Source organism: Glaciimonas sp. OK215 (genome assembly GCF_057787885.1).
The window spans coordinates 5,360,392-5,383,637 of sequence record NZ_CM173544.1 but is presented as its reverse complement, the minus strand read 5'-3'; the positions used below and the strand labels follow the sequence as shown (position 1 = coordinate 5,383,637).

General features: G+C 54.0%; 26 protein-coding genes. 14 read left to right on the top strand and 12 right to left on the bottom strand.

What is annotated here, in order from left to right; translation table 11 throughout:
- Window positions 1-44: 44 nt before the first annotated feature.
- The 9 genes from AC3CHX_RS24800 (at window position 45) to AC3CHX_RS24760 (ending at window position 7,779) form a co-directional block, all read left to right on the top strand.
- Window positions 45-1,205, top strand: coding sequence for an acyl-CoA dehydrogenase family protein (locus AC3CHX_RS24800; RefSeq protein WP_488630626.1), 1,161 nt, complete (start codon window positions 45-47; stop codon window positions 1,203-1,205).
- Window positions 1,202-2,368: an enoyl-CoA hydratase/isomerase family protein gene (locus AC3CHX_RS24795; protein ID WP_488630625.1), complete on the top strand. Its 1,167-nt coding sequence runs from the start codon at window positions 1,202-1,204 to the stop codon at window positions 2,366-2,368. Before AC3CHX_RS24800 ends, AC3CHX_RS24795 begins: the two co-directional genes overlap by 4 nt.
- A 270-nt stretch (window positions 2,369-2,638) precedes the next feature.
- Window positions 2,639-3,094 carry a DUF2244 domain-containing protein gene (locus AC3CHX_RS24790; protein ID WP_488630624.1) on the top strand — a complete coding sequence of 152 codons (456 nt, stop codon included), beginning with the start codon at window positions 2,639-2,641 and terminating at the stop codon, window positions 3,092-3,094.
- 32 nt (window positions 3,095-3,126) lie between these two features.
- A complete protein-coding gene (gene coxB / locus AC3CHX_RS24785; RefSeq protein ID WP_488630623.1) occupies window positions 3,127-4,296 on the top strand; it encodes a cytochrome c oxidase subunit II in 1,170 nt (389 codons plus the stop codon).
- An 18-nt stretch (window positions 4,297-4,314) separates the two neighbouring features.
- Entirely contained in the window at window positions 4,315-5,910 is a 1,596-nt protein-coding gene (gene ctaD / locus AC3CHX_RS24780) for a cytochrome c oxidase subunit I (protein ID WP_488630622.1), read from the top strand.
- A 33-nt stretch (window positions 5,911-5,943) separates the two neighbouring features.
- Entirely contained in the window at window positions 5,944-6,051 is a 108-nt protein-coding gene (locus AC3CHX_RS24775) for a cytochrome oxidase small assembly protein (protein WP_488630621.1), read from the top strand.
- Window positions 6,051-6,629, top strand: a complete 579-nt coding sequence (locus tag AC3CHX_RS24770; protein ID WP_488630620.1) for a cytochrome c oxidase assembly protein — start codon at window positions 6,051-6,053, stop codon at window positions 6,627-6,629. Before AC3CHX_RS24775 ends, AC3CHX_RS24770 begins: the two co-directional genes overlap by 1 nt.
- A 30-nt stretch (window positions 6,630-6,659) precedes the next feature.
- Window positions 6,660-6,875, top strand: coding sequence for a DUF2970 domain-containing protein (locus AC3CHX_RS24765; RefSeq protein WP_488630619.1), 216 nt, complete (start codon window positions 6,660-6,662; stop codon window positions 6,873-6,875).
- Window positions 6,876-6,918: 43 nt separating this feature from the next.
- On the top strand, window positions 6,919-7,779 hold the full coding sequence (locus tag AC3CHX_RS24760) for a cytochrome c oxidase subunit 3 (protein ID WP_488630618.1): 861 nt from the start codon (window positions 6,919-6,921) through the stop codon (window positions 7,777-7,779).
- A gap of 116 nt (window positions 7,780-7,895) precedes the next feature.
- Here the strand turns inward: AC3CHX_RS24760 and AC3CHX_RS24755 are convergent, their stop codons facing one another.
- A complete protein-coding gene (locus AC3CHX_RS24755; protein WP_488630617.1) occupies window positions 7,896-8,096 on the bottom strand; it encodes a twin transmembrane helix small protein in 201 nt (66 codons plus the stop codon).
- A 39-nt stretch (window positions 8,097-8,135) separates the two neighbouring features.
- Between AC3CHX_RS24755 and AC3CHX_RS24750 the strand changes: the two genes are divergently transcribed.
- The 5 genes from AC3CHX_RS24750 to AC3CHX_RS24730 are packed head-to-tail and all read left to right on the top strand — an operon-like array spanning window position 8,136 to window position 12,221.
- On the top strand, window positions 8,136-8,885 hold the full coding sequence (locus AC3CHX_RS24750; protein WP_488630616.1) for an SURF1 family protein: 750 nt from the start codon (window positions 8,136-8,138) through the stop codon (window positions 8,883-8,885).
- Window positions 8,848-9,486, top strand: a complete 639-nt coding sequence (locus tag AC3CHX_RS24745) for an SCO family protein (protein ID WP_488630615.1) — start codon at window positions 8,848-8,850, stop codon at window positions 9,484-9,486. The genes AC3CHX_RS24750 and AC3CHX_RS24745 overlap by 38 nt, the downstream gene beginning before the upstream one ends.
- Before the next feature lie 6 nt (window positions 9,487-9,492).
- Window positions 9,493-10,665, top strand: coding sequence for a COX15/CtaA family protein (locus AC3CHX_RS24740; RefSeq protein ID WP_488630614.1), 1,173 nt, complete (start codon window positions 9,493-9,495; stop codon window positions 10,663-10,665).
- Window positions 10,666-10,669: 4 nt separating this feature from the next.
- Window positions 10,670-11,554, top strand: coding sequence for a heme o synthase (gene cyoE, locus AC3CHX_RS24735; protein WP_488630613.1), 885 nt, complete (start codon window positions 10,670-10,672; stop codon window positions 11,552-11,554).
- A 31-nt stretch (window positions 11,555-11,585) separates the two neighbouring features.
- The gene (locus tag AC3CHX_RS24730) at window positions 11,586-12,221 is read left to right on the top strand and encodes an SCO family protein (protein WP_488630612.1); all 636 of its coding nucleotides are present in this window, start codon (window positions 11,586-11,588) and stop codon (window positions 12,219-12,221) included.
- 73 nt (window positions 12,222-12,294) lie between these two features.
- On the opposite strand, the gene rpoH is transcribed toward AC3CHX_RS24730, so the two are convergent.
- From rpoH to AC3CHX_RS24675, 11 genes are all read right to left on the bottom strand, one after another.
- Window positions 12,295-13,194: an RNA polymerase sigma factor RpoH gene (gene rpoH, locus AC3CHX_RS24725; protein ID WP_488630611.1), complete on the bottom strand. Its 900-nt coding sequence runs from the start codon at window positions 13,192-13,194 to the stop codon at window positions 12,295-12,297.
- 261 nt (window positions 13,195-13,455) lie between these two features.
- On the bottom strand, window positions 13,456-13,851 hold the full coding sequence (locus AC3CHX_RS24720; RefSeq protein ID WP_488630610.1) for a GTPase: 396 nt from the start codon (window positions 13,849-13,851) through the stop codon (window positions 13,456-13,458).
- Window positions 13,848-14,564, bottom strand: coding sequence for a response regulator (locus AC3CHX_RS24715; RefSeq protein WP_488630609.1), 717 nt, complete (start codon window positions 14,562-14,564; stop codon window positions 13,848-13,850). Before AC3CHX_RS24715 ends, AC3CHX_RS24720 begins: the two co-directional genes overlap by 4 nt.
- Before the next feature lie 187 nt (window positions 14,565-14,751).
- On the bottom strand, window positions 14,752-17,073 hold the full coding sequence (locus tag AC3CHX_RS24710) for a sensor histidine kinase (RefSeq protein ID WP_488630608.1): 2,322 nt from the start codon (window positions 17,071-17,073) through the stop codon (window positions 14,752-14,754).
- A gap of 1 nt (window position 17,074) precedes the next feature.
- Entirely contained in the window at window positions 17,075-17,644 is a 570-nt protein-coding gene (locus AC3CHX_RS24705; protein ID WP_488630607.1) for a DUF4390 domain-containing protein, read from the bottom strand.
- A 122-nt stretch (window positions 17,645-17,766) separates the two neighbouring features.
- Window positions 17,767-19,179 (bottom strand): 16S rRNA (cytosine(967)-C(5))-methyltransferase RsmB, encoded by a 1,413-nt coding sequence (gene rsmB, locus AC3CHX_RS24700; RefSeq protein WP_488630606.1) that lies wholly within the window; start codon window positions 19,177-19,179, stop codon window positions 17,767-17,769.
- A gap of 8 nt (window positions 19,180-19,187) precedes the next feature.
- A complete protein-coding gene (locus AC3CHX_RS24695) occupies window positions 19,188-19,835 on the bottom strand; it encodes a LysE family translocator (protein ID WP_488630605.1) in 648 nt (215 codons plus the stop codon).
- Between the two features lie 338 nt (window positions 19,836-20,173).
- Window positions 20,174-20,518 (bottom strand): DUF1840 domain-containing protein, encoded by a 345-nt coding sequence (locus tag AC3CHX_RS24690; protein WP_488630604.1) that lies wholly within the window; start codon window positions 20,516-20,518, stop codon window positions 20,174-20,176.
- Window positions 20,519-20,710: 192 nt separating this feature from the next.
- Window positions 20,711-21,199 (bottom strand): hypothetical protein, encoded by a 489-nt coding sequence (locus AC3CHX_RS24685; protein WP_488630603.1) that lies wholly within the window; start codon window positions 21,197-21,199, stop codon window positions 20,711-20,713.
- Window positions 21,200-21,313: 114 nt separating this feature from the next.
- Complete coding sequence (locus tag AC3CHX_RS24680) at window positions 21,314-22,270, bottom strand: DMT family transporter (RefSeq protein WP_488630602.1); 957 nt, start codon at window positions 22,268-22,270, stop codon at window positions 21,314-21,316.
- 138 nt (window positions 22,271-22,408) lie between these two features.
- The gene (locus AC3CHX_RS24675; RefSeq protein ID WP_488630601.1) at window positions 22,409-23,245 is read right to left on the bottom strand and encodes an AraC family transcriptional regulator; all 837 of its coding nucleotides are present in this window, start codon (window positions 23,243-23,245) and stop codon (window positions 22,409-22,411) included.
- Window position 23,246 lies beyond the last annotated feature (1 nt).

Genomic DNA, 23,246 nt, shown 5'->3' with positions numbered 1-23,246 from the left:
GTAATTGACTATAAAGCAATCATCCGATCAGGAGACAAACCACCATGGATTTTGAACTGTCCGAAGAGCAGCGTGCGTTTCAGCAGACTGCACGCGATTTTTCCGTTGGCGAGCTGGCACCGCATGCGGCGCGCTGGGATGCTGAAGGTATTTTTCCGACTGATGTCATTGCGAAGGCGGGTGAACTGGGCTTTTGCGGGTTGTACACGCCGGAGGAGGTCGGCGGCCTGGGGCTTACGCGGCTGGATGCAACCATCATATTTGAGGAGCTGGCCCGAGGATGTACTTCGACCACAGCTTATCTGACGATACACAACATGGTGAGCTGGATGGTGGCCAACTGGGCCACGCCGGCAGTCAAGCAGGAATGGTGCGAACAGCTCGCCAGCGGCAAGAAACTGGGCTCGTATTGCCTCACCGAGCCAGGTGCCGGATCGGATGCGGCAGCGCTGAAGACCAGTGCCGTGCTGGTCGGCAACGAGTACGTTATCAATGGCGCCAAGGCCTTTATTTCCGGTGCCGGCGCCACTGACATGCTGGTCCTGATGGCACGTACCGGTGGCGACGGCGCGGGTGGCGTCTCGGCGTTTGCAGTGCCGGCCGATTCCCCTGGTATCAGTTACGGGCGCAAGGAAGAAAAAATGGGCTGGAATAGCCAGCCGACACGCACGATTAGTTTTGACGACGTACGGATTCCGGCCGATCATCTATTGGGTCAGGAGGGCGAGGGCTTCCGCATGGCGATGCGCGGGCTGGATGGCGGCCGTATCAATATCGCCACCTGTTCGGTCGGCACTGCGCAGGCGGCGCTGGATGCTGCGCACGGCTACATGAATGAGCGCCGTCAGTTCAAGCGGCCGCTGGCGGATTTCCAGGCCCTGCAATTCAAATTGGCCGACATGCAGACCGAGTTGGTGGCGGCGCGCCAGATGGTGCGGTTGGCGGCTTGCAAACTGGACGCCAAAGCGCCGAACGCGACCACTTATTGCGCGATGGCCAAGCGTTTTGCGACCGATGTCGGTTTTCAGATTTGCAATGAAGCGCTGCAAATTCACGGCGGTTACGGTTACATCCGCGAATATCCGCTGGAGCGCTATTTCCGCGACGTCCGCGTGCACCAAATCCTGGAGGGCACCAACGAAATCATGCGCGTCATCATTGCACGCCAATTGCTGAGTAACCCGCCAAACGAGGATATGCGATGAGCCAGGCCATTTCTGAAGTTTTTGCGCAACCGGTCTTGTTTGAAGAACTGGCGACACAGAATGGCAAGCGCATCGGTGTCGCCACACTGAATGCAGAAAAGACATTAAATGCAATCTCGCTGGAGATGGTCGACCTGCTCGATCCGCAATTGCGGAAATGGGCGTCCGATCCGCAGATTGCCATCGTGGTATTGCAAGCGGCTGGCGACAAGGCATTTTGCGCCGGTGGCGATTTACAGCATTTGTATAGAACCATGCTGGAGCACCATGCTTCGGACGATCCCGAGAATATCCTGGGCAATCGCTACGCCGGCGAGTTTTTTGAGCATGAATACCGGCTGGACTATCTGATCCACACCTTTCCGAAGCCGATCCTTGCATGGGGGCACGGTATCGTGATGGGCGGCGGCATTGGCTTGCTGGCCGGAGCCAGCCACCGGGTTGTTACCGAGAAATCACGGCTGGCGATGCCGGAAATCACCATCGGCCTGTACCCGGATGTTGGCGGTACCTGGTTTTTGAACCGGATGCCGGGCCAGGTCGGTCTGTTTCTGGCGCTGACCGGTGCATCGATTGGCGCTGCCGATGCAATTTTTACCAAGCTGGCGGACTATCAGATCGCGCAGGCAGACAAGCAAGCGGTGTTTGACGCGCTGCTGATGCAAGCGTGGAGCGGTGGCGATGGCGATGACGTTCTATTGACGCGTCTGCTGCAGTCTGCCGAACCTGCACGGCAGGCGCTGTCTGCGTCGTCGTCACCACTGAGCACGCATTTTGCCCTGATCAATCATCTGTGCCGCAAGCCGACCTTGCCGGAAATCGTCGCTGCCATCGTTGCGCTGAACACCGACGATGCCTGGTTGCAAAAAGCTGTCGCAACATTGAACGCCGGTAGTCCCGGCTCTGCCTGGCTATCGTATGCGCTGCAACGGCGGGCACGACATTTGTCTCTGGCGGAAATCTTCCGTCTGGAATATGTCGTGTCGCTGCATTGTGCCGCGCGTGCCGATTTTTCCGAGGGGATTCGGGCGTTGATTATTGACAAGGATCGCCAGCCGAAGTGGCTGCATGCAACTTTGGCAAGCGTTAGTCGCGACTGGGTCGATGGATTCTTTGCCGGACCATGGTCGCGTAACAACCACCCGCTGGCAGATTTGGATTAGCGAATAAAACAACACTTCGGTACGGTGCATTCGGATATATCGTTTGGCAGATGTTTGTTATACGAAATGGACGGCGTCACTGGGGTCCGGAGTGATTGCTGGCGACGGCAGTCCGGAAGCCGAAATCGCCTCAAATTTTAGCGTGGTGCGAAAGCCCCGGACTCGCTTCCAGCACGCATTTCTCCTTGATAACAATCGCTATTAGCCCTTATACTTCGAAGGTTTTAGCTTGTGCGGACAGGGTAGTCCTATGCGTTCAGGTGGTACACAATGATGCGACGTGAATGGGATTTGAAGCGGAATTGCTCGATAGCACCGCGTCAACTGGCTAATTTTTACGCAGGCATGTGTGTCACTTCATTGCTGGTGGCGGCTGTGTGCACATTGCGCGGTGCCTGGTTTGTGTTGCTGTTTGCGGCGCTTGAAATGCTTGCTGTTGGCATCGCATTTCTGATTTACGCAAGGCATGCAACCGATCGCGAGCACATTGCAATGCAGGATGATTGCCTGTTGGTGGAATTGATACAGGCACAGAAAATTCGACAATACAAACTGGAATTACGTTCAATCCGGATTTTGGGGCAAGCTTCGCGCAGGGAATTGATTGCTCTGGAAGCGGAAGGTGTCCGGGTTGAGGTGGGACGGTTTTTGACGGAATGGAAGCGGCGCGAATTTATGCGGGAGCTGAAGCAGGAGCTGCAGCATGAATGCGTGTCTGACGGTTGATAGAATTATAATTTTGGGCTTTTGGGGTAATCATGAAATATGCGAAGCGCCTTATATCGTTGATGCTTGGTGCGCTGTCCCTGACGGCATTGCCGTCCTGGGCGGTGAAAGATAGTATTGGCGGTCCTGCGGTACTGCAATTGAATTTTCAGTCACCGGTGACGCAAATTGCGCAACAGATTTACGATCTGCATACCTGGATGCTGATTATCTGTCTGGTGATCTTCCTTGCCGTGTTCAGCGTAATGTTCTATTCGATTCTGAAGCATCGCAAGTCGCTCGGCCACAAATCGGCCAGCTTCCACGAAAGCACTGCGGTTGAAATCGCATGGACCGTGGTGCCTTTCCTGATCGTTATCGGGATGGCATTGCCAGCGACCAAAACCGTGGTGGCAATGAAGGACACGTCAAATGCCGATCTGACGATCAAGGCTACCGGGATGCAATGGAAGTGGGGCTACGATTACCTGAAGGGCGAGGGCGAGGGCATTTCCTTCCTGTCCACGCTGGCCACGCCGCATGAGCAGGTTGTCGATCCGACCAAGGTCAAAAATGATAATTACCTGCTCGAAGTCGACAACGAAGTGATCGTGCCGGTGAACAAAAAAGTTCGCATCATCACTACCGCCAACGATGTCATTCACTCGTGGACCATTCCTGCGTTTGGCGTCAAGCAAGATGCGATTCCCGGTTTCGTCCGCGATACCTGGTTCAAGGCTGAAAAAATCGGCACTTACCGCGGTCAGTGCGTTGAATTGTGCGGAAAGGATCACGGCTTCATGCCGATCGTGGTCAAGGTAGTCAGCGACGCCGATTACACCAAATGGGTCAATGGCAAGAAGAAAGAAATGGCTGCTCAAGCCGATGATCCAAATAAAATCTGGACTATTGACGAGCTGAAAACACGCGGCGAAAAAGTCTATACGGCAAATTGCGCGGCCTGTCACCAGGCTACTGGTAAAGGCATTCCAGGCGCGTTCCCTGCACTCGATGGCGACCCGATCGTGAATGGTCCGCGCGCTGACCAGATTCATGTGGTGCTCGACGGTAAAACTGACGGCGCTAAGCAGATGCCACCTTGGAAGGCCGTATTGTCGGATACCGAAATTGCTGCGGTGATTACCTATACCCGCAACACCTGGTCCAACAAAGCGGCAGAAAACATTGTTCAACCGGCTGAAGTGCTGGCTGCGCGTAAGTAATTGAATTAGGAGATTGAGATGAGCACAACCGCAGTCGATCACGCACACGATCATTCTCACGACCACGCGCATGACCATCCGACAGGCTGGCGCCGTTGGTTGTACGCGACCAACCACAAGGACATTGGGAGCTTGTATTTGTGGTTCTCGTTCACCATGCTGCTATCCGGCGGCGTGCTGGCATTATTGATTCGTGCCGAATTGTTTCAGCCAGGCTTGCAGTTTTTCAAACCGGAGTTCTTTAACCAGCTGACCACCATGCACGGCATCATCATGGTGTTCGGTGCGATCATGCCGGCCTTCGTCGGTTTCGCCAACTGGATGATTCCGCTGCAAATCGGCGCATCCGACATGGCTTTTGCCCGGATGAATAACTTCTCATTCTGGTTGATGCCGCCGGCAGCGATTCTGCTGTTGACATCGTTCCTGGTGCCGGGCGGCGCAACTGCTGCCGGCTGGACGCTGTATGCGCCACTGTCGACCCAAATGGGGCCTGGCATGGATATGGCAATTTTTGCGATCCACATCATGGGCGCATCGTCGATCATGGGTTCGATCAACATCATCACCACCGTACTCAACATGCGTGCGCCTGGCATGACGTTGATGAAGATGCCAATGTTCTGCTGGACCTGGCTGATTACTGCATACCTGCTGATCGCTGTCATGCCGGTGTTGGCTGGTGCGATCACCATGACCTTGACCGATCGTCATTTCGGTACTTCATTCTTTAACGCTGCCGGCGGCGGCGATCCAGTGATGTATCAACACATTTTCTGGTTCTTCGGTCACCCAGAGGTGTACATCATGATTTTGCCTGCGTTCGGCATCATCTCGCAGATCATCCCGGCATTCGCACGCAAGCAATTGTTCGGTTATGCATCGATGGTGTACGCGACCGCATCGATCGCGATTCTGTCATTCATCGTCTGGGCTCACCACATGTTCACCACTGGCATGCCAGTGACTGCGCAGCTGTTCTTCATGTACGCAACATTGCTGATCGCGGTGCCGACCGGCGTCAAGATATTCAACTGGATCGCGACAATGTGGCGTGGTTCGATGTCTTTTGAAACACCGATGCTGTTCGCGGTTGGTTTTATTTTCGTGTTCACGATGGGCGGTTTCACCGGCCTGATTCTGGCAGTGACGCCAATTGATATCCAGATGCAGGATACCTATTACGTGGTGGCGCATTTCCACTATGTGCTGGTAGCTGGTTCGTTGTTCGGCCTGTTTGGCGGTTACTATTACTGGAGCCCCAAGTGGACCGGTTTCATGTACAACGAAACACGCGGCAAGATTCATTTCTGGGCTTCGTTGATCACCTTCAACATCACGTTCTTCCCGATGCACTTCCTGGGACTGGCCGGCATGCCACGCCGGATTGCGGATTATCCTGCGCAGTTCACCGATTTCAACATGATCGTGTCAATCGGTGCATTGGGTTTTGGCCTGAGCCAAGTCTACTTCCTGTTCTTTGTCGTTATTCCATCCATCAAAGGTGGTGTAAAAGCGCCTGCGAAGCCATGGGATGGCGCCGAAGGGCTGGAATGGACTGTGCCGAGCCCAGCACCGTTCCATACATTTGAAGTGCCACCGACCGTAAAATGATAGGAGCGGCAGGCTTTCGCCTGCCAACTCACCATGCCTGATAGAAAAAAGCCGAATAATTTGCGCACAGCCTTGCTATTGGCATCGCTTGCCCTAGTATTTTTCGTAGGGATATTTGTTAACCGTTTATGGTTTAGTTGATGGACGCACCGGAGCCAAGTAGCAAAGGCCGGGCATCCGCGCTACAGTTGAATCGAACAATGCTTGGCAAACTGATAGTGATTGCCGTGCTGATGTTTGGTTTCGGCTATGGCCTGGTGCCGGTCTATAAATCAATTTGCTCACTTACCGGCGTGAATTTTTTGACGCCGCAAGACACCACGGTAGTTGCGCCCACCAATACGCAGATCGACAAATCCAGAACTATTACGGTCGAGTTTGATGGGAATGCGCGAGGGCCTTGGCGCTTTCGTCCGGCGGTCAGTAGCCTGAAAGTGCATCCGGGTGAAATGACGCAGGTGACGTATGAAGTCGTGAACAAGGAAGCGCGCACGATGGATGCGCAGGCAATTCCGAGCTATGCGCCGATGGCGGCAGAAGCTTTCTTTAAAAAGATCGAATGCTTTTGCTTTACACAACAGACGCTAGGTCCGAATCAGGCCAAGGAGTTTCCTGTGGTGTTTTACATTGATCCGGCGTTGCCCAAGAATGTGACGTCGATTATGTTGTCTTACACATTTTTTGAAATCAGCAAACCGGTGCTAGCGAAGCCAGCCTAAAGTAAGAGAAAGCAGCATAAAGGGTGACAAATGTCGGATATGAAGAAGGCAATTCGCCGTAAAGCTTCATTCGGCGCCACTGTCAAAGCGGTGTTGTGGGGATTCTTCGGGATTCGTAAAAAGAAAGATTACGAAAGCGATGCAGCGGGCCTGAATCCTGTGCATGTAGTGATTGCCGGTGTGATCGGTGCAGCGGTTTTCATTGTAATATTGATCACGATTGTGAAGCTGGTCGTCGCTAAGTAACTTAAGCTCAAGAAATTATTTAAATGTGTATCGGGAGATGGAAATGAGTTCTCAACAAGGTAATGCACCTTACTATTTTGTGCCAGGTCCATCCAAATGGCCTGTGCTGGCTGGTGCAGCACTGCTTTTGACTATGTTCGGTGCGGCAGGCTGGGTAAATGGCGTGGCCTTCGGTCCGGCAGTTTGTGCTGCCGGTATCCTGTCGGTGCTGGTGGTTCTGTATAAGTGGTTCGGCGATGCCATCCGCGAATCCGAAGGCGGCATGTATAACGACCGTATCGATACTTCGTTTCGCTGGAGCATGAGCTGGTTCATCTTCTCTGAGGTAATGTTTTTCGCTGCTTTTTTTGGTGCATTGTTTTATGCACGGAGTATTTCGATGCCTTGGCTGGCTGATCTGGACCACAAAATTTTGTGGCCTGATTTTGCGGCACATTGGGGTAATACCGGTCCGGCCGGCACGATTGAGACATTCCGCACCATGGGACCTTTCCCGATTCCAACGATCAATACGGCATTGCTGTTGACTTCGGGTTTGACGCTGACGATTTCCCACCACGCACTGCGCGCTGGTCATCGTGGCAAGACGGCGCTTTGGCTGGCGGCAACGATACTGCTGGGTGCCACTTTCATGTGTTTTCAGGCAGCTGAATACATGGAAGCGTATCAGCATTTCAATCTCAAGCTGACTTCCGGTGTTTACGGTTCGACTTTCTTCCTGCTGACCGGCTTCCATGGCTTCCATGTGACAATCGGCGCAATCATGCTATCGGTGGTGTTGTACCGTGTGCTGAAGGGGCACTTCACCCCTGAACACCATTTCGCGTTCGAAGGCGCCGCCTGGTATTGGCACTTTGTTGACGTTGTCTGGCTGGGTCTGTACGTCGTTGTGTATTGGCTGTAAGTCGATCACAAGCGACTTCGGAGATAGAGAAAGGCCGCACTTCGGTGCGGCCTTTTTACTGGCAGGAATTAAGTAGCAATTACGTTAAGAATGGGCGCGGTATTCTGAGCCGGGCCTTAACGTATCCCGGTAGGCTGGATGTAGCCAAGTTTGTAGGCCAGCAACAGCAGAACGAACAACATGATTGAGAAGCCGACACGGAGTGCCAGAGCTTGCACGGTACGGTTGCTTTTGCCTTTGTCGCGCATCAGGAAAACCAGCGCGGAGGCCAGACTGCCGATGATCAGAATGAATGCAATGGCGACTATGATTTTCATGGGATGGACTCGGCAAACGATAACTAAGGCGGTATTGTAATGCGAATTAGATTCCGTTTTCGATTGATTCCATTTGCGGCAACGGTGCTGCTGATAACGTTGGGGATTTCGTTGGCGCAGTGGCAAACCCGACGTGGTGATCAAAAACAGGCAATTGAAAACGCCATGCGGCAACGTGGCGCTGAGGCGCCTTTGCAACTCGGGGCAGCTTTGCAGGATGTTGATCGGATAGAATTTCGACGCGTGACGGTCCGTGGCCAGTTTGTGCCGAACTGGCCTGTCTATTTGGACAATCGCAGTTATAAAGGCAGTCCCGGATTTTATGTGCTGATGCCGTTTAAAATAGCGAACTCGGACGTCCATGTACTGGTCGAACGCGGTTGGTTACCGCTAAATCCGCAAGGTCGGGCCAATCTGCTGCCATATCCGACGCCGGCCGGCCTGGTTGATTTACAAGGTGTGGTGCGGCGTCATCCTGGTCGTGTCCTGCAGCTTGGACAGCCGACAGCACTTCAGCCAGGCGCCATTGTACAAAATCTCGATATCGCTGAATTGGCTGCTGCCAGCAAGCTACCACTGCAACCGCTGCTGATCGAGCAGACCGGAGACAACCAGGATGGTCTTATTCGTGACTGGCCCAGCCCTTCGCTAGGAATAGAGAAGCATCGCGGGTACGAATTCCAATGGTACGCACTGGCCGTAATGGCCTTCCTCTTTTTTGTCGTAACAGGATGTAGACATGGAATCAAAGATGCAAAAAACTCCTCTATCCGTGAACTCGAACAATAACCCGGCGGAGCAGGACGGCAAACGTTTGAAACGCAACGGTCGCTGGAAAATGTTTGCGATCATCGCCGTATGCGCAGCACCGATGATTGCCTCGTATTTCACCTACTATGTGATCAAGCCGCAGTCACGTACCAATTACGGCGACTTGCTCGATCCTGGTCAGTATGCAATACCCGAACTGGGAAGCACCGCATTGGATGGTACCCCGACGACACTCAATGCCTATCAGGGCAAGTGGTTGATGGTGCAGGTCGATAGCGGCGATTGCCAAAAGGCATGCAAAGAAAAACTCTTTGCAATACGCCAGTTAAGGTTGATGCAAGGCAAGGAAATGGAGCGTATCGAGCGGGTTTGGCTGATCACCGATGACAAGCCGCTGGACATACAGGGCTTGCGTCCCTTTGACGGCACCCACATGTTGCGGGTCAAGCCGGAATTACTGAAAGCCTGGTTGCCAACCGAGGCAGGAACGACTGCTGCCGATCATATCTACCTGATCGATCCACGCAGTAACCTGATGATGCGCTTTCCGAAGGACGCGGATCCGAATAAAGTCAAGACAGACCTTTCAAAACTGCTGCGGGCTTCGGCTATCGGATAATCCAGGATGTCAAATTTACTTCAACTCGCCGCCATGGGAATATTGGTGGCCTTGTTGGCGCTGAGTGTGGTCTGGGCTTCCAAAGACGCTAACAAATATCGCAAGCTGGTCTGGGTCACGCTGTTTCTGACCTTTGATCTGATCATGTTCGGGGCTTTTACGCGCCTGACTGATTCCGGTCTCGGTTGTCCCGACTGGCCCGGCTGTTATGGCCGTTCCAATCCGCTATTGGCCCATGAGCACATCAGCGCAGCGCAAGAGGCAATGCCGACCGGCCCGGTGACCGTCATTAAAGCGTGGATCGAAATGACTCATCGTTACTTCGCGATGGGGGTTGGAGTCCTGATCATTGGCCTGATGGTGGTGGCCTGGATCAAGTGGCTAAAGCCCGCTGCGTCGACCGATGCCGTGCAACGTCCGGTTCAGCGTGACCCCAAGTTCTCTCCATGGTTTCCGACACTGTTATTTCTGGCCGTTTGTTTGCAAGGCGCATTCGGCGCCTGGACGGTAACGATGAAGTTGCAGCCGATTATTGTCACCACGCACTTGTTACTTGGATTGAGCTTATTGGCGTTGCTGACCTGGTTGGCCGCGCGTCAAAATGACCACGCGCCGGTCGCCGCTGCGGGTAACAGACTGGTCACGCCGGCCGTAATCGCGCTGCTGCTGCTGGTGATGCAGATTGCGCTCGGCGGATGGGTTAGCACTAACTATGCGGCCTTGGCTTGCAATGATTTTCCGTTGTGTCATGGGATGGTGATCCCTGACATGGATTTCGAGCACGGCTTTACGCTGTGGCGTCATCTGGGCAAAACCGCCGACGGTGAATACCTGCCATTTCAAGCTTTGACCGCGATCCATTGGACCCATCGGATGTTTGCCTTTGTCGTGATCGCCTTTATCGGTTGGCTGGCCCACAAGGCGTTGCGGATTGACGGGTTGCGCAAGACCGGGCGCTGGTTGCTGGTCGTCATCGGTATGCAACTACTGACCGGTCTGGCGACAATCTTCCTGAATTGGCCATTAGCGATCGCGGTTGCGCACAATGGTGGCGCCGCGCTGATTCTGCTGTTGCTGGTCATGTTAAACTACAAAGCTAGACTAGCCACCGAAAAACAGTTTGTACCGGTGGCGCCAGGCAACCCAGCAATGGCTGATCGCATCACTTCGAATTCTTGACCGCATGACGACCTTAACCGCACCACCAAATCGCATGGCCCAGTACTGGGCGCTGACGAAGCCGCGCGTCACGCAGCTGGCAGTATTTTGTGCCGTGATCGGTATGTTCCTGGCAACCCCGACGTTGCCCGACTGGCAGCGCGTGGTTGCTGCGACCATCGGCATCTGGTTGCTGGCCGGAGCTGCGTTCGCAGTCAACTGTCTGGTTGAGCGTGAGATCGACTCGCGGATGGCGCGCACGGCTCGCAGGCCTATGGCACGCGGCGAAATTACCGTGCTGCAGACGCTGGTGTTTTCCGGTGTTATCGGTGGCGCCGGCAGTTGGGTGTTGTATAACTTCGTGAATGGGTTGACGATGTGGCTGACGTTGGCCACTTTTATTGGCTACGCTGTGATTTACACGATGATACTGAAGCCGGCGACGCCGCAAAATATCGTCATTGGCGGCTTGTCCGGCGCAATGCCGCCAGCGTTGGGCTGGGCTGCAATTGCCAATGACGTACCGATGCAGGCCTGGATTCTGGTGTTGATCATTTTCATCTGGACCCCGCCGCATTTCTGGGCGCTGGCGATGTACCGTCGCGATGACTATGCGAAATCCGGTTTGCCGATGTTGCCGATTACCCATGGATTGAAATTTACCCAGTTCCATATCTGGCTGTACACCATTGCGTTGGTCGCAACCACCACGTTGCCTTTCGCAGTTGGCATGAGTGGTTTAATCTATCTGGTGAGCGCAGCAATACTCGGTGCGATTTTTCTGTGGTACGCATGGCAGATTTACAAACATTACACAGACTTGATAGCGCGCAAGACATTTGCGTATTCGATCATATATCTGTCGTTGCTGTTCGCTGCGTTGCTGGTTGATCACTATCTGAAGTTTTAAGCGTGTTCCGAAGTACATATTGAAAGTAAGCATGAAACGTTTTGTTTCGGTTTTGGCGCCGGTCGTTGCTTCTATTGTCGTGGCATTCTCACTGGCTGGGTGCGGCGATAAACAGGTAACCGATGGTCAGCAAATGACCCAGTCGTCAGCGAATAGCAAATTCATTAATACTGATGTGACCGGCCTTGGTTATGCCCGTGATTTTGCCTTGACGGATCATAACGGCAAGCCGCGCACGCTAGCCGATTTCAAGGGCAAGGCGGTGGTCGTATTTTTCGGTTTTACGCAATGCCCTGATGTTTGCCCGACCACAATGGCCGAGATGGGGAGCGTGATGAAAGAGTTGGGACCGCTGGCAGACAAGGTGCAGGTGTTATTCGTAACGGTCGATCCTGAGCGCGATACGCAGGCCTTGTTGGCCAAGTATGTACCGGCTTTCGATCCGCGTTTCCTGGGATTGTATGGCGATCTGGCGGCGACTGAAAAAGTCGCCAAGGAATTCCGTGTGTTCTATCAAAAAGTCCCCGGCAAGACGCCCGGCAGCTACAGCATCGATCACACTGCCGGCAGCTACGTATTTGACCCGGAAGGGCATATACGCTTGTTTGTGCGGCATGGTCAGGGTCCTGAGCCGATTGTTCACGATCTGAAGTTGCTGCTGTCTTGATCCATCACTGAACGGGACGGGGGAGAATAAAAAAGCGCCGATTCGGCGCTTTTTTATTTGCTGCGATGACCTGTTAAGAATAAGCCACCAGCGAACCTTTCATTTTCTTCAGGGCAACTGCTTCGATCTGCCGAATACGTTCGGCCGATACGCCGAACTCATCCGCCAGTTCATGCAAGGTAGCACCAGAACCATCATCGTTCGCCAACCAGCGCGCTTCAACAATACGGCGTGAGCGATCATCCAGTTTTGCCAAAGCAGACTCAAGACCTTCCGATTGCATGCGGTCGTATTGCTGTGCTTCAAGCACTTTGGTTGGCTCCTGCATGTCAGATGACAGGTAGGCGATCGGTGCGAATTTATCGTCATCATCGTCGGTTGGCGCCTCCAGGGCGATATCACGACCGGTCAGACGGGTTTCCATCTCGATCACTTCTTCGCGTTTTACATTCAGTGTTTTGGCCAAGTCGTCAACTTGCGATGGCGTCATCGCATCCAATCCGATTTTGTGGCTACGCAGATTGAAGAACAGTTTGCGCTGCGCTTTGGTCGTGGCTACTTTGACCAGGCGCCAGTTCTTCAAAATGTATTCATGCATTTCTGCTTTGATCCAGTGCATCGCATACGACACCAGACGCACGCCTTGATCGGGATCGAAGCGCTTAATCGCTTTCATCAAACCGATATTGCCTTCCTGGATCAGATCGGCGTGCGGCAAGCCGTAGCCCAAATAGCCACGTGCAATCGAGACGACCAGGCGCAGATGCGACAGCACCAGTTTTTGAGCGGCAGCCAGATCGTTGTTTTCGCGCAGTTTTTGCGCCAGCGAAATTTCTTCGTCGTGCGTCAGCATCGGCAGTCGATTGACAGCCGAAATATACGCGTCAATGTTGCCCAGGGTGCCGGAAAAGCCCAGCGCCAAAGCACCTGTTTCGGCTGGAACTAACGCAGTTTGTACTGACGGATTTTTCATTGTTTCTCCTAGCTATCAGACGGAATTTACGACCAACGGGCCTTAAACCAGACTGATTTGATCGGGTATCTTAGCACTCCCTATTATAGAGTGCTAATCGAATTTATCAAATAACGGTAATAGTCAACTGCTATCGATGCAATTTCGGCGATTTAATGACGAACAGCAATTAGAGCGCTTCCAGGAGGGGAAGTTGCGTAGATCTGCGCCAAAATACTGTGAGAATGTGTAACTTGCGTTTTCTCATTGAGAGAAAATTATCTAAACGGTAATGTCATCGCTTAAGGTCAGCCACTCGTCGTAGGGAGACTGAGTGAGAAATTCGTGGATTTTATCGAGGTGTGTGGTATCCGCGATACTGATATACAGCCGGGATGGGTGACTGCGCAGCAGACGGTTCAATGTGACCCGCAAAGTCAGATTGCCGATGCAACAAAAGCAACCTGGAGCGATGCGCTTGATTTGCAGACTGGGATTTGCCGGGTCGGGGCTCGATTTGCCATCGGGCAGCCCTTCCAGAATCACCCCGGTAAAGGTGTTGGCAAACCGGGCTGACTTAGCGTCGGTCTCAATGGCTGACCAGATGGCTGCTTCGCGAGCGTGGGCGCTAACGCCTGTTACCAGGCTTACTAAAGTAGTTGAGTCGAGGAGAGTCATCCGCCTTTTTTCGACAGCTTGCCGGGATCAACACCCAGTTGCTTGAGCTTGCGATACAGGTGAGTGCGCTCCAGACCGGTTTTTTCCGCTACGCGGGTCATGCTGCCGCTTTCACGAATTAAATGGTACTCAAAGTAGGCCCGTTCAAACGCATCGCGGGCCTCGCGCAGCGGCAGGCCGAACGACGATGAAAACAGGTTGTCCGAGGCCAGCGCGGCGACTGGCAAAGGCGTCAAGTGCGGCGCTTCGGAGGTCACGGTGCTAGCGAAATTGCTGATACTTGCCAGCTCGGGAACTTCGCCCGATGTCGCAGCCTGTGCGAACAGTGTAGGTGCCCGGGCCGCTTTGGGTCCTTGTGACAAGCCTTGCTGAACCGCCTTTAATAGTTTCTGTAACGCAATCGGTTTTTCGAGAAAGTTGAGAGCGCCGATGCGGGTTGCTTCTACCGCAGTATCGATAGTGGCGTGACCCGACATCATGATGACGGGCATCGTCAGCAAGCCATCACGCTGCCATTCCTTGAGCAGCGTTACGCCGTCGGTGTCGGGCATCCAAATGTCGAGCAACACCAGATCCGGTACGCCGTTTTGACGAAATTCGCGTGCCTGTTGCGCGTTTTCTGCAGTCGCTACAACATGCCCCTCATCTCCCAAAATCTCCGATAGCAATTCTCGAATTCCCATTTCGTCGTCAACGACCAGGATATTAGCCATGCGGTAGTCTTCCCATTTTCTATTGCATCAAATCATAAAATTATGGACTGGCCATGCAGTTCATGTTTATGCGGCTGCAGCACTATTTCTGTGCTTTGCGTTTAATTTTCTAAGTCAGAGCTTACATGCTATATCAGCGACGTCCCGCTTGGCGTTCGTCCTGTGCATCTTGGCGTCTTAATTTTACTCAAATAATTTGTCGGTCATTATCTGCGTACCTACTCGGGGCTAACTTTAACAGCAAAATTAATATTTTTGCGCCCTTTGTATCGCTACGGTTGTGCAAGTCGATGCGGCCACCATGTTCGTCAATGATTTTTTTCACCATAGGCAGACCCAAACCGGTGCCGCGTGGTTTCGATGTGATATAAGGCTCAAAGGCGCGTGACAGAATTTTGGACGAGAAACCTGGGCCATTATCGGTGATGGATAAACGCACCGCGGTGCTTGGCTGGCCGTCCGAGCCCTGATAGCTGACGCGTTCAGTCACTACATCGATACGCGGTGCCGTCACCTCCGCAGCCGGATCGGTGACGGCATCCTGTGCATTCTGCAATAAATTGTGGATCACCTGACGCAATTGTGTGGCGTCGCCCATGATGTGCGGCAACTCAGGAGCCAGCGCCGCATGAATCATGTCGCGCTCATCACCGGCCACATACAGATGCAGAATTTCAGCTATCAGAACATTGAGATCCAGTGCGCTTAATACCGCAGGCGGGGTCTTGGCGTAATCGCGGAAATCATCCACCATCCGTTTCATGGCGGCGACCTGATTGACGATGGTGGAAGTGCTTTTCTTGAGGATCGCGGCATCCTGCGTCATCAGCTTATCTTCCAGCTTCATCTGAAGCCGTTCTGCAGACAGTTGGATCGGTGTCAGCGGATTCTTGATTTCATGTGCCAAACGACGTGCGACTTCCCCCCAGGCAATTGAGCGTTGCGCCGAGATGACGTCCGAAATGTCATCGAACACCACCACGTAGCCGTCACGATTTTCGACAGGCAGGCGCGAACCGCGCGCCAGTAGCGAAATATCATCGCTATCGATGTTATCGATTCTGCGGGGGATCTCAATCTGCTGTTGCCAGTGCTGGCGGCTTTCGCCTATTTTGCCTGCCGCAAACTGGGCATTTTGTTCTGAGAAGGCCTTGGTGATGATTTCTGCAAAATGGGCTAAGCCGTCAATGATGTTGAGCGGTTGACCGATATGCGGTGTCAGGTCGTATTGCAAAATGCGCTGCACCGACTGATTGCTGGTGACCAGGTGGAAGTTGTCATCCAGCACCATCACGCCTGCGGACATATTTGCCAATACCGACTCCAGATACGCCTTGGCATTTTCCAGCTCGTTGCGATTCTTCTCCACTGACGCACGCGCATCGGATAATTGACGCGTCATCATGTTGAACGATTGGGTCAGGGTGCCGAGTTCATCGGAGGTGGCAATGATCGGACGCGGCGATAGATTCCCCTCGGCTACTGCTTTAGTGCCTTCGGCCAACAACAACAGCGGCTTGGCAAGATCGCTGGCGATCAGGAATGCGCTGATGATGGCGCCGAAAATCGCCAGCAGCAGTGTCAGGGTCAGTGTCACCAGGTAAATTTTGCGCAGACCTGAGCGTGCCAGCGAGCGTTCCTGATATTCACTGGAAGCAGCACGGAGCGCTTCGGCATTGGTGGCGAGATAACTTGGGACCGGTTGCAGGATTTGCAGGAAGCGGGCTTCGTTCTGCAGTGACAACGCCTTGATTGGCGGTGGAATCTCTACGACCGTGTGGAGCCGTAAATTATTATTCGCGTCATTTGCCACTGTGGCAGACAAATCGGTCTGTTTGGTTGCGCCGGTGTCGTCACGATTATCGAGTTCGCTTTCGATTGCCGAAAAGCCACGGCTCTGTCGCGCTTGTCGCAGCATGGTCGCGGTTGGCAGATTCGGCGATAGTGTGCCGAGGCGACCACCGACTGATGCAATCACCTGGCCGTTGGCTGTGATGATCGATGCTTCGATATTTTGATCCCGCAGTCTGGTCAGCTGCGAAACTTGTCCAGAACTCGACTCTTCAGATAATTCCAATGCAATGCTTTTGGATTTGGTCATCAGGTCGGCCAATGATGAGTTCAACGCCGCGCGACCCAGATTCAGGCCGGATTCCAGTGCCGCCTCAACGCGCACGTCAAACCATGACTCAATCGAACGCGATACAAATTGCACCGATACCAAATAAATAATAACGCCAGGCAAAATCCCGATCAGTGCAAATAGCAGCACCAGTTTCGCCATCAGTCGGGAGCCGAACTTGCCGCGTTTATAACGACTGTAGAGTCTCCCCAGCAACAGGCACACCAGGCCTAACAGCGCTATCGCAACCAGTGCATTCAGGCCGAACAACCAGGAATAATACTTATCGAAAAAAATCGAGTTTTCTGACGCCGAGGCCAGGAGAAAGAGAAGAATGCTGACAACCGCGCCACCAACGATCAGCAAATAACGTATTACACGTGGCACTTTACTCCGCCTTGTAGTTGAAGGTCTTCCAGTCGGACGAAAGACGCCAGTCGCTATTGTTTAGCGCATTCACCTGGAACGGCTTGGGTAGTTGCGCCAGGTCGAGTCCCATGCGTATTGCCACTTTGTAGACTTCGCCGGCTTGCAATGCGCCCTTGTCGGCGATCACCCAGCGGCTGGGGCGACGGATCAGCGACAGCGCATCGTCGAGAGAGTTAAAACTTTGCTGCAGGCCGCCGTTGATTGCTGCGTGATATCGACGGGTCAGGACGTTGTACGAAATGCGGATGGTTTGCGTGGCGTTGATGGCTTTTTCATCAAACCAGTACCAGCGTGGTCGCGTCAATTCGACTTCGGTGGTGAAATATAACGGGACCCCACGATTGATTGCGTCTTCCAGTCCGCGGTTCAGGTCGAATGAAAATGCGGCAGAGAGCCGGTAACCTTCATCGCTGGTCTCGATGCGCGCATTAATCATTTCGGCGCCGTCGGTTGCGTAGGCAGAGACGGTTCCTAGTGATACCGCCAGCAACAAAAGCGTCAGCAGCCAGTACTTAATAAAATGGGGCAATGGTCGCGTCACTATTCTTGGGGCGGATCAAAGTCCGGTTAAAAAGGTGTGAGTGGATTGTAATGATTTTTTCTGCACACAAGTCGGACTTATAAGTTTGTTATTTAAGTGAGCTGCAAAAATCAGGCTTTCTGAAACAGTGCGTAAAACAGACCGTCATGATCATGCTCCGCGCCCAGTGTCGGTATTAATTGGCCTGGTGCCGATAATCTGACAGCCTGATTACGGGTAGCGAAAGCTAGTGCCTGTGCCTCCGACTCTTGCGGCCATAGAGAGCACGTTACGAGTAGCAATTTACCATCTAGCCGCAGCATCTGCCAAAGGTTGTCCAGAATATCTGCCGAAAGTGTTGCAAGTTGAGCGGTATCGGTCTGGCGTCGTAGCCAGCGAATATCCGGGTGGCGTCGGACGATGCCGGAGGCCGTACAAGGGACATCGGCCAGAATGCGGTCGAATTGCTGGCCATCCCACCAGCCGTCAGCTACGGCACCTACGCGCGCATCGCCAACTTGCAAGTTGGCTTGCAACTGCAGGCGCTGCAGATTTTGCGCGATCCGCTGCAAGCGCTTGGCATCCTGGTCGAGCGCGGTGAGCGCGATATCGGCCAGTTCCAGCAAATGACAGGTTTTTCCGCCAGGTGCGGCGCAGGCGTCCAGTACCCGCATGCCATCTTGCAGATCAAGCAACGGCGCGGCCAATTGCGCGGCTGCATCCTGCACCGAGGCCAAACCATCTTCAAAGCCCGGGATCTGGTTGACCGGTAGGGGTTTGTCAAGACGCACCGCAACGTTGCCGATCTGACGTGCCATGATCCCATTTGTCGACAGCAGTTGCAGATAGTTTGCCACGCTGGTTTTGCGTTGATTGACACGCAGAGTCAGCGGCGGCGGTTGATTGCCTATAACCAGAATTGCCTGCCAGTCTTGCGGGTAAGCCGCTTTCATCTGGTCTATCCACCACACCGGGTAATTCCAAGCAGCCAGCGGATTTTTGCTGGCGTCGGCACTGAGTGCCTCGCGTTCGCGCAAGAAGCGGCGCAGGACTGCATTGACCATGCCTTTTGCATGCGCGATGCTGGCGTCGGACCCGGTTGCGGTGACGGCCTGATCGACTACGGTGAAGTGGTCATACGCCGGGTTATCAAGCTCCGCCAGCAAACACAGTGCGCAACACAACAAGCCGTGCAACAACGCCGGTTCCGGGGCTTTGCTAGTCAACGCGGCTAACAGTACTTCGGCCTGGCCGACGCCGCGCATGGTCCGATAGGCGATATCCTGGATGGCGCCACGGGTCGCTGCCGGCGCCGCCGCTTGCGCAAACACTTGCGCTAGCGCCTGTGGCAAGGAGGCGCCGTCGCGTACCATTGCTATTGCCTGACCTGCACCTAACAGAGCATAGGCCAGCGAGTCGTTTTTCAGGTTGGAAAAATTCAGCCGGTGTTTCAAGTCAGGCCTTGACTGCGGCGCCTTGGAAGCCGGCTTTGACGCTGATTGCACGCTGGCTTTTTTTACAACGCGGATTTTATTTTTTTCCATGTCTTACGTTAACTTTTAGTGAGGGCCAGTTTCACACCGAGCGCGATAAAAGCCGCTCCCACAGTGCGTTCCAGCCATTGTTTAATCTGAGGATTGTTGCCGGCGTGGCGTGTCAGCGTGCCCGCGAGCAATGCGGTACCGCTGTTCCAGCACAGCGACATCAACGCAAACACGATACCCAGCATGAGAAAGGCAAGTATTTTGTGCGGGGAATCATGCTTTACGAACAACGGAAAGAATGACAGGAAGAACAGAATGACCTTGGGATTGAGCACATTCGTCACGAGCGCCTGCAGGAAAATCGTGCGCTGCGGTCGCACATCGCCGGCGTTACTACGCTTGGCCTGCGCATGCTCCGGTTTCGTCAGTAGCATGCGCAGGCCAAGGTAAATCAGATAAGCGCCACCTGCCAACTTGATCACCAAAAAAGCGGAAGCAGAGGCTGCCAGCAAAGCCGTCAGACCGCATGCGGAGAGTGTGCCATGCACCAGGCAGCCGGCGGTGATGCCTAACGCCGACATCAAGCCGGCGGTGCGGCCTTGGGCGACGCTACGGCCGACGATATAAGCGGTGTCCGGGCCGGGAGTGGCATTCAATAGCAGGACGGTCAGACAAAACAGGCCAAAACTGGAAATGCCAAAGTAGCTCGTCAACATGGGCTTCCGTTACCGCATCCAATGTAAAGACGTGATTGTAACGGCATGCGTGGCGGCTGCGGGCAGAGACTGAGGAATTCCGCCAAAGTAATCGGTTCGGTCGGCTCGGGGCTGGGGGGGTGATGTCGCGGTGCGGCTTTGTGATGCTGTTGTTGGCGTTGCCGTGCTACTTTACCGAGCCTAAAAATAAATCTGGCGGGGAATGTCGGTTCGGGATGGGTAAACGCAAGAGATTGCTTAAAAATTGCATATTGATGCAGGTTTTTCAACAGCCGCCGCTGCGTCGACTGGCAAGAGGGCGGTTGTTGAAAGGTCGCTCGACGACAACCAGATGTTCCTTAAATACCCCAAAGAACGTCGTCGCCAGCCTGGTTGGCTGCCATTAACATGGCCAGCAATGGGCGCGTGCGCGCAGCATATGCCACGTGCTCGATGACCTCGTGGCCGTGGTCGTCGCCGTTTTCGTTGTGATGGGCAACTACATCGCGTTCGACTTCGGCTGATTTTTCATGTGCTGTGGTCTTGGCTATTTCACCTTGTAATAATTGTATTGCGTGAGCAGTTTCGGCGGCGGTGATGACCCCGATTTTGACATCTTTGTCCAGCAATTCGAAAATCGGTTGAACGTGTTGTTCGAACATGACAACGTCGGGTGACGATTTGCATTTAAAAGTAATTAACATAAAGCCTCAGCATATATTGTTGTTGATAAAACACACACATCATAGGATACCTGTTTGTCGGTGCCATCGCCACTAATGTCACTGCTCGTTACAGTGTCGCTAGGGTATATCAATATGGCCCCAGAAAAACAGTGTTGTTGAGCGTTTTATTGACTCGGCGCGCCGACTCCGTGCAGCAAGTATAGCGACACCTTAGCCGGCCTTGAACGAACGCATGAACATCTCTACATTTTCGGGCGTCACGGTTTTTTGCGGGCCGATCACGATGACTTGGTAAATGTATTGTTCTTTGCTCTGTAAATGCGCGAAAAGCACTTTTGGTTGACTGCTGTTAGCGGCGCTGCCGATCGCTTCCAGATCAATGCTGTTGGCGTTGCCTTGCGGGCCGCCTGCAATGGCGCTGGCCTTCTCGGACGTGACGCTGCCATTGATGTTCTTCACCAGAGCCGTTTTCATCGCTTGCAGCGCGGCGGCGGCTTGAGCGGGATCAACTACTTTGGCGCTACCGACAGCAAATACGGTGTCATCAACTTCGGTTGCGGTCATGGTCATGCTGAGCTTGATCCCATCCAGATCAACCTCGCGCGTGAACGTGGACGGTTTCGCCGGCAGCAGTACGCTGTACGGGGCATCGCTGCCCTGCACCTGGCGCCAATTGAATTTGGGTGAGCAGGCAGCCAACAGGAGTCCAGCACCAGCGCAAAGCAGCATGGCACGGCTGGAAAATGCCAACCGACGTTTAAGAGCGATATTCAACACGATAGGGGCAGATGGCTGCAAAAATGGAAGCAGTCGCTATGGTATCTGATGCTGAAAGGTACGGACACCCAAAATCACGCCTATACCTAACAGCACGATTCCCGTAATTACCAGCAAACTCGGCGCCGCGCCGCGCAGTATGAACGCATATAGCAACGCCGCCAAGGTTTCGAAAACAATCAGTTGCGCCAGCAGCGCAGTTGGCAAATGCTGACTGGCCTTATTCCAGAACAGCGTCCCAAGCCATGAAGCGCATAAGCCGATCAGCAACATCAGGCCGATAAACAGGGAGGGGCGCGGCCCGAACGGAAACGCATACGCGCTGCCGGATAATTTCAGATAGACGAAATAACCGATGAACCCGATCAGCGCTAGCGGCAAGGTGGTCAAGCCCTGCGCAGAGGCCCACGTGGTTGAACTGATCTGCGGATGGGCTTTCAGATAGCGTGAATTGACAATCGGATACCAGGTCCAGGCGGCCACGCTGGCAATCGCAATCGCACAACCCAGCACATAGTCGGATAGGGAGCGCTGGTTTGCTCCGGCAAGTTTCATGTGGGTCAGTTCGGCACTGTTGACGCACAGCAAGCCTATCAAAATGATGATGAGGGACGGTAGCAGCAGGCGCCAGGCGACACTGTCGGCACCGTGCGTGGGCGACCAATTGGAGCAAACTGAAATCACCACCGGCAGCGTGCCGATGATCATGGTCGGCAATGGCGCGTCCGCCAATTGGATCGCCGTCGCCAATGCCGCGTAGTAAAGCAAATTGCCAACCAGCGAGAGCTTCAACGCGGCGCGCCAATCGGCCCGGGTCAGTGTCGCCATGCGCTTGCGGTCGATGAGCGCAGGGACGATGGCAATCAGACCAAACGCCAGATAACGGCCGAACGACAGCACGATGCCGGGATAGTCGTATAGCAGTAACGGCGCAATGAACACCATGCCCCAGACCAGTCCTGCGCCCAGGGCGCACAGCATGCCGATCAGCATGCTGCGGCCGGATGAAGGTTGGGCATGCGGTGTTTGGTAGATGTTGGCAGCATTTTCAACAATAGGAGGTGGATGGTCGACCGACGCGGGCTGATGCCGACGTTGTTATCAGGAAATATAACGCCATCATGCCGGTTTTCAGGACAGTGGTCTTGTACCAATTTGCTGTTGATACTGCGCCGGCGTGACGCCATACGCACGCTTGAACCAGCGCGTCAGATGGCTTTGGTCGGTGAGTCCGACCGCAGCAGCCGCATCACACGGCGTCGCTCGCTGCGTCAGCAAGGTCTTGGCACGCGCAGCGCGGCGTGCTTGCAGGTATTGATGCGGCGTCGCATGAAACTGCGCTGAAAAAGTCCGCACAAAATGGAATATCGACATCCCGGCTTCTGCCGCCAGCGTGTCGATATGCAGGGTTTGGTCGAGATGGGCCTCGATGCAATCGCGTACCCGTTGCATCGCTAGTGAGCGCTGCGGGTGGCGCTCCGGAATGATGGGAGCGGAGCGCGGATTGCTGCCGTAACGCCGCGTGACGGTATCGACCAATAGTGTGAAGTCCGAGACAAAGGCCAGATCGTCCGGGGCTTGCCACATGCGCTTAAACAGCGTCTTAAAATGGGCCGCCAAGGCCGGATCATGTGCGGTGGCGTCAGAAAAAAACGTCGCGCTGCCAGTCATCTCGGCTAACACCGGCCGATCGATGTACAGCGTCTGATAAGTCCAGCCGCTGGCGATCTCGGCATGACCATCGTGTAATTCGTCGGGGTTAAGCAGCACCAATGTTCCGGCTGCTGCCACGTGATTGCTGCCCTTGTAACGAAAGCGCTGCGCGCCGGCTTCGATCGCCCCCAGCGAATAGGCGTCATGCACGTGCGGCGCAAACGTATGATCAACAATGTTGGCCGAATACAATTCCACGCCCGGCAAATGCGGGCTGGTCTTGAAGGTAACGAATTCGGCGGGGTGATGGAACACG